We start from the raw sequence: 13,030 nt of genomic DNA, 5'->3' as shown, positions 1-13,030 counted from the left end.
TCCTTTATTTTTCTAAATGATTTAATAAATAACGCTCTGCTTCTGCTGACCATAATCCTTTATGTTTATCAATAATATCTGCAAGTTCTTTATAAAAAGGATCACTTTCTCCTTTTGTCCTAAAGTCTTCAAGTGCAGTTAAAGGCATATCAATCCCATTATATATCAATTTCTTGCCACCTGGAATATTGGGCAGATTTAAAATAGCCTCTGATGCGCTATCAATTCCTCCAACATGTGTAATCATAACTGCGGGATTAATTAATCCTTTTGCAGACATTTCCAGTGACTCTCTCATATCATCATCATTACCGCCTGTCGAGCCCATAATATGGGTAGGTGTATAATGAATGTTATAAAAGTTAACAGAAGCTGAAAACTCTGTATCTGTCGGACCTGCAAAGAAATTCATACAGCCGTCTTTACCTAAGATCTTATCTGCATCTTCAATAAGTTTGCGAATAGGTGCATATACAAAAACATCATCATAGCCTGTGCCCCCTACAATACTATTTAGGTGGGCTGGTACGTCTTCAATGTCTTTTGTGTTCACATAAATAAGCTCAACACCACATGTTTTTGCATGTTCTTCACTAAATAATGTTTTTGCACGGTTAATTCTTGCTTCATCAATATCAGTTACAACAAGAATGCCTGGTCTTCTGTCACAATGAAGCGCGTAGTCTATGGCACCAAGTCCCATAGGTCCAACACCTGCTAAAAGTGCCATTTTACCCCCTTCAACAATACCCATATGATGTACATATTTGCCTGTTTCTGTATGGTAGTTTGCATGAAAACCGCCTATAATACAAGACATTGGCTCTGATAATGAAGCATCATAAAAAGCTTCACCTTCATATTTTAATAAAAATCCAAGTTCCATAACTTCTTGAGGGATAATCGTATAAGTTGCATTACCACCGAAGAATTCAAATGAATAACCTGGTGCATAAGGACTGCCTTTATAGTTAAGCGCTGGCTGAATAGCAAATTTTTCACCTGGTTTAAATTGATCTTGCCACTTTTTACCTACCTCTACTATAACCCCTGCAAACTCATGCCCCATAATTGTTGGATGTTCTGCAATGTTTTCTGGTACCCTTTTATGCTTAGATCCTTGAATAACAGCTTTATAGGTTGACATACAAACACTGTCTGATACAACTTTAGCCAGTATTTCATCGTCTTTAATAGCCGGTAAGTCAAATTCCTCTAGTTTTAATGTATTCACATCATATAATCTTACTGCTCTTGTTTTCATTCTTCTATCTCCAATCTTCTAAATAATAATGTTAATCTTTTGCTTGAGTGCTTCTATCGTATCCCATTCACCCATAATCGTACCTTCTTGCATAACTGTCGCTGCACTAGCCGCTACGCCAAGTGTAATGGCTTCTTTAAGTGAAGCTTTATTATTTAATGCATGAGCAAGCGCTGCTACCATAGAGTCTCCTGCACCAACAGTACTTTTAACGGGAACTTTAAGCCCTTCTATCATCAGTTGTTCATTTTGTGTAACAACAATACATCCTTTTTCACCTCTTGAGATTACAATTACCTCAGTTTTACCTTTTAATAAGCTCTTTGCAAGTTTAATAGCCTTATCAATCGTTTCTATTTTCTGGCCGCAGAGTTCCTCAAGTTCATGAATATTAGGTTTGATAAGATAGGGCTCTGCATCAATCCCTTCTCTTAGCATCTCTCTGTCTGCATCTAAAATAACTTTAGCCTGAACTAAGTTGGCTCTTTGTATCCATTTCTTATAAATAGCTTTAGAAACATTAGCAGGTACACTTCCTGCAAGTACTAAAAAATCTCCTTCAGTTAAATAACTAAAAATAAGTTCTTCTAACTGTTTTAAAACTTCATCTGAAACAGGCGCACCGGTCTCATTAATATCCGTATAGGTCTGATGCCGTTTATCAACAATTTTTATATTCGTTCTTGTTTGTCCTTCGGCTTGAATAAAATGATGCTTAATACCTATTTTATCCAACTGATCTTGTATAAATACACCCGTTTTTCCGGCACAAATTCCCAGTGCTAAGCTTTCACCTTTTAGGTTTTTGATCATCTTAGAGACATTAATCCCTTTTCCCCCGGCATCTTCCCTAACTGTTTCTGCGCGATTAACCTGATCTACTAATAAGTTGCTTAGTATAATCGTTTTATCCACAGCTGGATTAAGTGTTACTGTATAAATCATGGCTTTTTCCTTCCTTAAATTACTTCTATTTTAATCTATTAAACACTGATTATTGTCTTGTAAATTGTTTATACATATAATCTACATCTGTTGTTTTTCTTAATTCTTCTACTTTAGATTCCTCTTCTAACATTTCTGCTAAATTAGCTAAAATCATAAGATGCTCATTGCCTATTCCTGCAATCCCTATTACCAAATAAGCAATGCCTTCTCCAAAATCAATACCGTCTGGAAACTGTAAAATACTAATACCTGTTTTATGAATTCTTTCTTTAGCATCGCTTACGCCATGAGGAATAGCTGTACCATTTCCTATATAAGTTGTTAAATCTTCTTCTCTTTGTAACATCGCATCAATATATTCAGGATCTACATAACCACCATCTACAAGTAACTGTCCCGCCATTTTAATAGCTTCTGTTTTGCTTACACTTTTAAGTCCTAACTTAATATTTTTTTTACTAAGCGCTGTATTTTGTTCTCCCTGTACTTCAGTCTCAGGTGTATAGCCTGTTTTCCCAGTAGCTGCTAATCTTTTCACAAGTTCATCATAGACATTAGTATTAATAAAATCATCTATAGAAATGTGCTGTGCATTAGGAGCTGATGATTTTGCTCTATCTGTAAGCTTTTCATGTGTGATTACAATATCTGTATCTTTAGGTATTGCTTCAATTGCAGTATTAATAACTTCAATATTAAGTCCTGCTTTTTTTACTTTGCTTTTTAATTTACTTGCACCCATAGCACTTGATCCCATACCTGCATCACATGCTACAACGATTTTATTAACATCTGATCTTATTTCTACATCATTTGATTTTGTTTGTACAACGCTTGATTTCTTACCTTTAAGATCGACCATTTTTCCTTTCGCTGCTTCAAACCCTTCTTCATCTTCATCTGTTTTTTTAATAAGTACAGATGCTACTAAGAAAGTTACAACTGTTGATACAACTACACCTGCAAGCACTTGGAACAGTCCACCTTTTGGTGCCATTGCCATTAATGCAAAAATACTTCCTGGTGATGGTGTTGCTACAAGCCCTGCGCCTGTTACTACAAATGTAAGAACACCGCTTGCTCCCCCTGCTATAGCTGCTAAAAGAAGCTTTGGCTGCATAAGTACATATGGGAAATAAATTTCATGAATACCGCCTAAGAAATGAATAATAATTGCTCCTGGTGCTGATTGTTTGATAGAACCCTTTGAAAATACCCAGTAAGCCAGCAAGATTCCAAGACCTGGACCTGGATTTGTTTCTAATAAGAAGAAGATACTTTTTCCAAGTGTTCCTACTTGCTCTATCCCTAATGGTCCAAGCACCCCATGATTAATAGCATTGTTTAAAAATAAAATTTTAGCTGGTTCAATAAAGATAGATGCCACTGGTAATAATCCTATATTAACAATCGCCTGTACACCTGATCCTAGACCTGTGCTTAATGCTTCTACAACTGGTCCGATTCCAAGATATGCTGCCAGTGCTAAAAGCGTACCGATGATCCCTGCTGAGAAGTTATTCACAAGCATTTCAAAACCTGATGGTACTTTGCCATCTACAAGTTCATCAAATTTCTTAATCACATATCCACCTATCGGTCCCATAATCATAGCCCCGATAAACATTGGAATACTTGCTCCAACAACAACACCCATTGTTGCTATTGCTCCAAGTACGCCGCCTCTGGCACCTGATACCATTTTGCCGCCTGTATATCCGATGAGCAGTGGCAATAAATAAGTGATCATTGGACCAACTAGTGTAGATAAGTTTTCATTTGGTGTCCATCCTGTTGGTATAAAAAGTGCTGTAATAAGTCCCCATGCAATAAACGCGCCAATGTTTGGCATAACCATTCCGCTTAAAAATCTTCCAAACTTTTGAACCCCGCCGTGTAGCTTTGTATTTTCCATAAAGGCCCCTCCTAATAATTATTATAGTTTTATGTTTTATATTTATTTGTTATCTTTTGATAGTTTAAGGCAGTTACCATAACGACCTAACTCATATAATTGTTATGATAACCACCTTACACATTTTTATTAATCTTCTAAAAATTTAATAAAAAATCAATTAACTACTTTTTCAACTTTTCAACTAACTCGTCATATACTGGGGTATTAATAAAATCTTTAATTGAAATATGCTGTGCATTTGGTGCTGATGATTTTGCTCTGTCTGTTAGTTTTTCATGGGTGATTACAATATCTGTATCTTTGGGTATTGCTTCAATTGCAGTATTAATAACTTCAATATTAAGTCCTGCTTTTTTTACTTTGCTTTTTAATTTACTTGCACCCATAGCACTTGATCCCATACCTGCATCACATGCTACAACAATTTTTTGAACGTCTGACTTAGTTGCTACAACACTTGATTTTGTTTGCACAACACTTGACTTCTTACCTTTAAGATCGACCATTTTTCCTTTCGCTGCTTCAAACCCTTCTTCATCTTCCTCTGTTTTTTTAATAAGTACAGATGCTACTAAGAAAGTTACAACTGTTGATACAACTACCCCTGCAAGCACTTGGAACAAGCCGCCTTTTGGTGCCATTGCCATTAATGCAAAAATACTTCCTGGTGATGGTGTTGCTACAAGCCCTGCGCCTGTTACTACAAATGTAAGAACACCACTTGCTCCCCCTGCTATAGCTGCTAAAAGAAGCTTTGGCTGCATAAGTACATATGGGAAATAAATTTCATGAATACCGCCTAAAAAATGGATAATAATTGCTCCTGGTGCTGATTGTTTGATAGAACCCTTTGAAAATACCCAGTAAGCCAGTAAGATTCCAAGACCTGGGCCTGGATTTGTTTCTAATAAGAAGAAGATACTTTTTCCAAGTGAATCAATTTGTTCGATACCTAGTGGTCCAAGCACCCCATGGTTAATGGCATTGTTTAAAAATAAAATTTTAGCTGGTTCAATAAAGATAGATGCCACTGGTAATAATCCTATATTAACAATCGCCTGTACACCTGATCCTAGACCTGTGCTTAATGCTTCTACAACTGGTCCGATTCCAAGATATGCTGCCAGTGCTAAAAGCGTACCGATGATCCCTGCTGAGAAGTTATTCACAAGCATTTCAAAACCTGATGGTACTTTGCCATCTACAAGTTCATCAAATTTCTTAATCACATATCCGCCTATCGGTCCCATAATCATAGCCCCGATAAACATTGGAATACTTGCTCCAACAACAACACCCATTGTTGCTATTGCTCCAAGTACGCCGCCTCTGGCACCTGCTACCATTTTGCCGCCTGTATATCCAATAAGCAGTGGCAGTAAATAAGTAATCATTGGGCCAACTAGTGTAGATAAGTTTTCATTTGGTGTCCATCCTGTTGGTATAAAAAGTGCTGTAATAAGTCCCCATGCAATAAACGCACCAATGTTTGGCATAACCATTCCGCTTAAAAATCTTCCAAACTTCTGAACCCCGCCGTGAAACTTCGCTTTTTCCATATATACCCCTCCTGATAATTAATTATTAATAATTGCTACTTCCTTAGAATTTTTTAACTTGCTACTAAGTAACAGTTACTTTGTGATCATCACCCTGTTTTGTATAAAGTTGTCTAAAATAGTACTTATCCCCATATAAACATCTTCCTTAGTTCCTTGTTTTAAAGTTATTGCAAAATCACTTGTAATAGTTTTTCTAGTAATCTCACTTAGGATTTCTAAGGCATGACTGGTAATTTCTAAGGGTGCGATCATTACAATAATCGTATTAATTTCAGATAATTCACTTCTTGTATTATTAATGAGTATTGTGCCTTTTAATCTAACAACCATTACGTAAAGCTCATTAACAGCTCTTGACCTACAGTGCAAAAGCATCATACCTTTTTTACCCAAAATCGTTGAACCTTTTTCTTCTCTATCTATAAATGCATTTTCAAGTTCAATACGATTAGCACTAGTTGTAGTAACTTGTGTGCTTACAAACTGAATAAGTTCATTAACATCTTCTAACGATACTCTCTCAACGAAAGAAAAGTTGTCCATAACCTGCAGCATTAAGTCACTATATAGTTTTAGAGTTTTTAACTTTTCTCTAAAGTATATCGTTTTAATTTTTTTATCTGGAATATCTTCTGGCAAGACATTCTCCAGAACTTCTTTTATTCTTTTTTTATCTTGGCTTCCTAAAATAGTATTTACTATAACAATAGGTAAGTCGCAGTTAGCAATAGGTACTGTTGAAATGATTAAATCAACATCATCTTCTGCCAAGCTTAAAGCTCGCATATCAATGGTTGAAATAACCTCTACTATTTCTATACTAGGAAATTCCTTTTCAATTTCTGTTACTAATAGCTGTGATGCACCAATACCGTTAGTACAGGCCACTACTGCGCGGTATATTTTGCGTACATTACGCTTTTCACTCTTTATGGCTGCTCCAATATGGGTTGCTAAGTATGCTATTTCGTCCTCTGGAACATTTACATGCTCTTTCACTTCAATAACCTGAGCACATTTTCGTGTTGTTTCAAAAAGTTTAGGATACATCTGCTTAATATCTTCAAGTAATGGATTCATAATATCTAAATGCATCTTCATTCTATAAATAGCTGGTCTTAAATGTCTTACAAGGCCTATTAATAGCTTTTCATTATCTTCTAGATAAATCCCTGTTTCTTTTTCTGCAATATAGATGATTTCTTTAGCTAGTTTAATGGTCTTATAGTCTTCGGTCATAGAAATCTTATTATAAGAAAGTGTTTCCCGAAGCTTAGCCCCTTTTATATGAATAGCAAGATAATAAATTTCTTCTTGTGGCAGTTCATTAAAAGGGAGTGACTCTTGCATATGAAACCATTTATTAACTAGTGAAAAAATCTTTTCGCTTTTAGCAGGTTCCTGATACTCCTGGTTGTTTGAAATAAATATGCCTTGTTCACATCTTTTTACCGTCACACTAAATCTAATAATTAAGGCTACAAAAGAATTATCTGCAATTTGATATCCCATATGTTCTTCAATATAAGCTAGTAACTTTTTGCCGAGTTCTATATTGCTCATATCTATAAATTCCAGTATAACTTGATTAATCTTATTTTGAATCATACTCATAGGAGCATGACTCTTTTCTTTATTAATAATAAGATTAATAAGATCTGCCTCATGAAACTGCTCATAAATAAGAGAAATTATAGCACTTCTAACAGACATTTCGCTGCCCTCAATGTAAATACCAAGTCCAGGTTTTCTAGTCAGTGTAAGATTGTACTTTTCAAGCCACGTCTCTAACTTGTCTAAATCAGCACTAATAGTTCCTTCTGTCACACCAAATAGTCTCGTTAAAGTATAAAGCTTTGTGAGTTCAAACTTCTTGAGCAGTTCTGCTTTTAACATTACAAGTCTTTGCTCAGGTTCATAAATAAGATCAGCTTTTTCTTCCATAAGAGATTCTTTTAGTTTTTCTCTTTCAGCAACACCTAGTTGTATTCTTATTCCTGTACCTTTTTTCTTCTCTAACAATATACCTTTTTCGTTTAGCCAATTCTCTACTAATATAAGCTCACGAATCACAGTTCTTGAACTTATATTAGTATTTTCAGCTATAAGCTGAACCGTTATATAATTGGTTTCTTCTAATAAAAGATGTATCATTTTTTTAATGCGTGAAGTTAACTTCATTTTCAACAACCTCTCTTTGTTGAACAACTGTTGTACTTAAAGTATATGACGTAATCTCCTCTATCGTAAAGATAAAGAAAAAGAGTTATGGCAATTTCTATAAGTGACACAATTGCAAATCCTATAAAATAGGGAAATTTTAATAGGTTATATCTTTTTCATATCTCTATTTAGTTATTTTTCTCTAACAAAAAAATTCTTCAGTTCAAGACTAAGTTATTATGTCTCAAAACCAAAGAATTTTATTTCAGTCGCTGACTACTTTTATTTTAAATAACCTACATATTTGCAATTAATTGATCTGCGGCTTTTGAATCTATCTGTTCTATATACTTAATGTATTTTGCTAAGTTTTTTACTTCATCGATGTGCTTATTAAATAAAAGCATCTCAAGATTTTGTCTTATCTGATTGACAGCATCTAACTCATCCTCAGAACCCTGATAATATTTTATAAATTTTAAAGTTATGCCTAATCCCTCTATAATCTTATCCCGATCATAATTTTTGCTTAGACTTTTTTGAAGGTCTATTAAATGATAAAGCTGAGTAGTTTCCTCCCCATCATTTCCTTTTTTAATAAGCGTTTTGGTATAGCCAATAATACAATTATTTTTTTGACAGGCACCGCACTTACTTTCACCCAAACAGATATGATTCATTTGCTGATTCATTTGGTGATAAAAGGCATAAAGTTCCTTTGCTGTTTGCTTAAAAGCAGATAGTTTACCTTGTTTGTGTATTTTAAATAAAGGTACTAGCATCCAAGCTGTAGTCCCACTTAATAATAGGGCAAAAATAGTAAGACTTACCTGATTAATATAGGCAGTTGGTAATGCTGCATATAATTTTGTTACCCCAAAAAACATAAATATCGAAGCTGATACTAGTTTAATGGCAAGTTCAGGAATTTTATCTCCAAGCTTACTTCCTACAATAATCCCTAGTCCCCCGGTAATCACCATTCCCGAAACAGTTCCCATTAGAATAATAAAAGGAAAACGCGCATCTGCTGCCAGCATAATCGTTGTAAGTTGTGTTTTATCGCCAAGTTCCCCAATAAAAAAAGCAATAGCAACTGTAATAACTGCTCCAAAATTTTCTTTCTTTTTTTCTTTTTCCGCGTCTTCTTCTAATTTTAAAGACCATAAAGCAAAGACTACAAAAGAAAATCCTGCGATTATTTGTATGGTTTGAATTGGAATAAGCGTTGAAAGATACGCTCCTAATATAACTGCTAATCCATGGTTTAAAAGTGATCCGATAAATATACCCATAAGAACTTTTTTAACTTTGTATTTTGTTGCAAATGCTATAGCCAGTATCTGTGTCTTATCCCCCATTTCTGCCATAAAAATCAAAAACATCGCCCTGATAAATTCCTGTAACATAGCCCATCCTCCATTATCATTTAAATAAAAAAAAGAGCAAACTCTTAAATTAGTATACCCTAAGCACACTAATCTAAAAGTCTCGCTCCTTTAAAATTAATTTTAAAGCAAATAGGACCAGGATTGCTCCATCATGTTGACCCTATTTATGTCTAAAACACAGCTACTCCCTTTTAGAAAACATTATAACTTTTTTTACTATAGCATGTCCTTATTGATTTATCAATAGTATAAAGTAATATTATCCATTTTTTTATAGGTATTAACTATAATTTTCTTGCCTGCAAAATACAAACATGGGCATCCTCTTTTTTAGAGATCTCATACTCCTTCAGCATAGTATACTGTGTGCTATACCTTATATGCTTTCTAACAAGCTCTTTGTCTCTTGTATACATAACAATAATTGCTTCATCTTGTAATACTTCCAACGCTTTCTCAAAAAATTTGATGTATAGGAGTTCTATTTCTTCTTCTGTTTTTCTGCCACCTCTAGCAGGCATATTCGTAAATATTTCATCAAATAAATACTCATGTTTAAAGTCAAAAAAGTCCCTATTAATAAAATGAATAACTGTATCATCTATTGCTGAATTTTCACGGGCTTTATCTATGGCTTCTCCAAAAACATCAAGCCCATACATTGTCTTAGCCCTAGCACATTTATTGCGTTCAATCAGCATTGTTCCAACACCGCAAAACGGATCCAATACTTGTGCACCCTCTTTTAAATAATCTTTTGCAAGTGCAGCAATAAGGGCTGCATTAACAGGTGCTATACTGGCTGCAACAGCGTTTTTCCTATACTTAAATCTTTGATCTTTAATGGTATAGAGCTTAATGAGCACATTAAACGCCCCCTCCTTACTCTCAATTAACCGAATCTCAACCTCATAATTAGACGTTGAATTAATCAATTGTCTTTCTGAGAGGCCTTCAAGCTCTGAAGCTGTTTTCTTAGCAAAGATACTTTTCTTATCGAGCGCCATCTTACTTTTAATTTCTATTCTGAAGTAATACGGCGGCGTCCCTTCATGTCTTGTATTTAAAAACGCCAGTATCCCTCCCTCATAGATCGCACGGGCAACAGCCTTGGGTGTATGCTCTGTGGCACTAACATCATTTAAACGAAATAGCAGATCTGAAAACGTTCTAATATTTATAATTTCATGAAGGTCTTTTGTTCTGACTAGTACCCCTGCTCCAAATTCTTTTGAAATACCTTTACTTATTTGATCTAATGTTATCTTTTGATGATCTCTATTTGTAAGCAAAATAAGATCAGACAGCTCATTAAAGCCAGTAAATTCATGCATACTCGGCTTTTCCATCTTAATAAGCATATCTGTCAAAATTCTAATTTCTTCACGAACATGTTTAAGACTTGTTTCTTCAAATGTATTACTTGTTAAAAAATCTAATCTTTTTTTAAACTTCTCTAAAAGAACATGATAGTCGAAATGACGAATCGCTGTAAGATAATCACTTTTAATAAATAATTTATCTTCATTTTGATAGGCTGCATACAACTTATTCATAAATTCTGGAACCGCTAATTCACCCATTATTAAAGCTGCATTTTTACGTACTTTAGGATCCTCGGCTTCTAATAGCTTGTATAAAGCAGTATAATCCCCTGCCAGTCCATAAAGAAAAGCTGTTTTATTATGGGCTTCTTTTAATTCCATTTTTAGCGCTATAAGATTCTTTCTTATCTCTTGACCTTTTAATATGTTTTCATAAATATCTCTAATCATTATTTCTCCTTACGTTTTAGTAAACTTCTTTTGAAGTTTAGTCATATGACTTAACACTATCACTTTTCTTTATACTCGGCAACCACCTATCCCTTAATCCTTTATAATATTTAATAAAAAATTAAAGATCTAAAAAAACGAAAGCTGATTATTGCCATAGTCTTGCTTATAGCCTTTAATAATATCATGCATTTTATAAAGAATACCAAGTCTTTCACATTCCTTTTGAAACATTTTCCATAGTACTTTTGCACTTGGAGAATGACATTCATACGCATTTCCAAACTGCTCGACATACTTTTTACTTAAATTTGGAAAATGCTGATCAAGCTTTTTATAATACCACTCTCTTTGATTTTGTCTAAGTGTTACCCCAAAAGCCGGATAAATAAATTTTGCGCCGCTTTCATAGGCCATACTTATGATGCCTCTTATGTTTTCTTCATTGTCCTCTAAAAAAGGGAGTACGGGCATGAGTAATAGTCCTGCAAATATCCCCTGACTTGAAAGCTCAGAAATAGCATCAAACCGCTTTGATGCTACTATCACATTGGGTTCTACCTTTTTACACAGGTCATCATCGCAGGTGGTGATGGTCATTTTAATAAGTACAGGCGAATGTGTTTTTATTGCCTTTAGTACATCTAAATCCCTTGTAATTAAATCACTTTTAGTTGCAATAGAAACTCCAAAGCGATATTTATGAATTAACTCCAATGCCCCTCTTGTTAAACAGTACTTTTTTTCAAAAGGATTATAAGGATCACTCATGCCCCCTGTACCAATGACACCGTTCCTACGTTTTGATTTAAGTTCTTGTGCAATTAGAGTTAAAGCATTTTCCTTTGCCCTTACCTGATCAAAATGGTCTATTCTATAACATTCGCTGCGACTGTCACAATAAATACAACCATGAGAGCAGCCCTTATAAATATTCATGTTATAATTATTGCCAAACCAAGAATAGCCGGTACTATAGCCCGATAAGATAGTCTTTGCCTGAATAAACTCCATATCCTAGTCCCTTTTCCTCAAGAAATTTTATAAACTTTTTCTCAGATAATATTTCGTTTGTTACAAATATGCCATTATAAAAAAGGCTATATGTCGTGAAAGGCGAAGGTGCCCCTTGCGCTTCACTTGCTGATTTATATTTAACTGATGTAAAAGCCACTCCCCTGACTTTCGCAATCTGTGCTACTTTCTCAACATACTTTTCAGTATGAGGGCATTGATTTGTATAATACAAAACAATATCCTTTTTATATATTTGTCCGCTTTTTGTGCATGCCCTAAAACTTGGCTTTTCTGCTTTTTCGTTAAAAGGCATATACAATAACTCAAAGTAAGGACTAGCCGTATCTGCTAATAGAAAGCCTTTATACTTCAAATACTTGGGATCAGATAAAAAGGGGAGCTTATTTTTTGAAGAAACTATAACAAGACCCTCTTTTCCCTGTTTTTGACTATCAGCTATACATTCTTTTAACAATAAGTTTGAGATGCCCTGCCCTTTATATTGACCGGATACCCAAAAACAGTTAATAAACATATAATCCTTTGCATGAATTGGACACCAGGCCCTATCAGCAGGTATATATTCAATAAATACTTTACCGCGTACATTGGCTTTTTTAAATACTAGCCCTTCACTAAAGCGTTCTTTTAACCAGGCTTTTTTTGATGAAACACAGTTTTCACCTTTTTTATCAGAAATCGCACAACAAATATGCTCCGTATCAATATTACTATGATTAACAGTTATAATTTCCATTTGTCCCTCCAACGTAATTTAATACACTAAGTATACATCTAATACCCTGACAACGGTCTGTCATATAATATTTTTTTAGGTTTAAAAAATAAGCCAGTAAGGGTAATATGAAGTGCTCCCTGTCAAGTGGACAGTGGAAAAAATAAAAATCAGTTATAACGTCAACCCTAGATTCTGGTTGGCGTTATTTTTTATGCAGCTTTATTCATGAGATATTGCCTGTATTCAATTGGTG

At 34.5% G+C, this 13,030-nt stretch carries 9 protein-coding genes; all 9 read right to left on the bottom strand.

The features are described 5' to 3' along the window. Positions 1–4: 4 nt before the first annotated feature. The 9 genes from BN3326_RS18510 to BN3326_RS18470 all read right to left on the bottom strand — a co-directional run bounded on the left by BN3326_RS18510 (position 5) and on the right by BN3326_RS18470 (position 12,795). Positions 5–1,264, bottom strand: coding sequence for a zinc-binding dehydrogenase (locus BN3326_RS18510; protein WP_070000744.1), 1,260 nt, complete (start codon positions 1,262–1,264; stop codon positions 5–7). 18 nt (positions 1,265–1,282) lie between these two features. Further along, positions 1,283–2,209 (bottom strand): 1-phosphofructokinase, encoded by a 927-nt coding sequence (gene pfkB / locus BN3326_RS18505; RefSeq protein ID WP_070000743.1) that lies wholly within the window; start codon positions 2,207–2,209, stop codon positions 1,283–1,285. A 49-nt stretch (positions 2,210–2,258) separates the two neighbouring features. Then, positions 2,259–4,127, bottom strand: coding sequence for a PTS mannitol transporter subunit IICBA (locus BN3326_RS18500; RefSeq protein ID WP_070000742.1), 1,869 nt, complete (start codon positions 4,125–4,127; stop codon positions 2,259–2,261). Between the two features lie 164 nt (positions 4,128–4,291). After that, positions 4,292–5,689, bottom strand: a complete 1,398-nt coding sequence (locus BN3326_RS18495; RefSeq protein ID WP_070000741.1) for a PTS mannitol transporter subunit IIBC — start codon at positions 5,687–5,689, stop codon at positions 4,292–4,294. 75 nt (positions 5,690–5,764) lie between these two features. Beyond that, positions 5,765–7,873: a BglG family transcription antiterminator gene (locus BN3326_RS18490; protein ID WP_070000740.1), complete on the bottom strand. Its 2,109-nt coding sequence runs from the start codon at positions 7,871–7,873 to the stop codon at positions 5,765–5,767. Between the two features lie 278 nt (positions 7,874–8,151). Then, on the bottom strand, positions 8,152–9,264 hold the full coding sequence (locus BN3326_RS18485; RefSeq protein WP_070000739.1) for a TMEM165/GDT1 family protein: 1,113 nt from the start codon (positions 9,262–9,264) through the stop codon (positions 8,152–8,154). A gap of 266 nt (positions 9,265–9,530) precedes the next feature. Beyond that, positions 9,531–11,021, bottom strand: a complete 1,491-nt coding sequence (locus BN3326_RS18480; RefSeq protein ID WP_070000738.1) for a TRM11 family SAM-dependent methyltransferase — start codon at positions 11,019–11,021, stop codon at positions 9,531–9,533. Positions 11,022–11,150: 129 nt separating this feature from the next. Then, positions 11,151–12,035 (bottom strand): SPL family radical SAM protein, encoded by an 885-nt coding sequence (locus tag BN3326_RS18475; protein ID WP_070000737.1) that lies wholly within the window; start codon positions 12,033–12,035, stop codon positions 11,151–11,153. Then, the gene (locus tag BN3326_RS18470; protein WP_070000736.1) at positions 11,995–12,795 is read right to left on the bottom strand and encodes a YoaP domain-containing protein; all 801 of its coding nucleotides are present in this window, start codon (positions 12,793–12,795) and stop codon (positions 11,995–11,997) included. The genes BN3326_RS18475 and BN3326_RS18470 overlap by 41 nt, the downstream gene beginning before the upstream one ends. Between the last annotated feature and the right edge of the window lie 235 nt (positions 12,796–13,030).

The organism is Cellulosilyticum sp. I15G10I2, from assembly GCF_900095725.1.
Lineage (GTDB): Bacteria > Bacillota > Clostridia > Lachnospirales > Cellulosilyticaceae > FMMP01.
The sequence above is the reverse complement of the archived record's forward strand: the minus strand, read 5'-3'. Positions and strand labels throughout refer to the sequence as shown.

Coding starts and splice junctions, on each gene's coding strand:
- BN3326_RS18510 (WP_070000744.1), bottom strand. CDS start 1,264: ATGAAAACAAGAGCAGTAAGATTATATGATGTGAATACATTAAAACTA.
- pfkB (WP_070000743.1), bottom strand. CDS start 2,209: ATGATTTATACAGTAACACTTAATCCAGCTGTGGATAAAACGATTATA.
- BN3326_RS18500 (WP_070000742.1), bottom strand. CDS start 4,127: ATGGAAAATACAAAGCTACACGGCGGGGTTCAAAAGTTTGGAAGATTT.
- BN3326_RS18495 (WP_070000741.1), bottom strand. CDS start 5,689: ATGGAAAAAGCGAAGTTTCACGGCGGGGTTCAGAAGTTTGGAAGATTT.
- BN3326_RS18490 (WP_070000740.1), bottom strand. CDS start 7,873: ATGAAGTTAACTTCACGCATTAAAAAAATGATACATCTTTTATTAGAA.
- BN3326_RS18485 (WP_070000739.1), bottom strand. CDS start 9,264: ATGTTACAGGAATTTATCAGGGCGATGTTTTTGATTTTTATGGCAGAA.
- BN3326_RS18480 (WP_070000738.1), bottom strand. CDS start 11,021: ATGATTAGAGATATTTATGAAAACATATTAAAAGGTCAAGAGATAAGA.
- BN3326_RS18475 (WP_070000737.1), bottom strand. CDS start 12,035: ATGGAGTTTATTCAGGCAAAGACTATCTTATCGGGCTATAGTACCGGC.
- BN3326_RS18470 (WP_070000736.1), bottom strand. CDS start 12,795: ATGGAAATTATAACTGTTAATCATAGTAATATTGATACGGAGCATATT.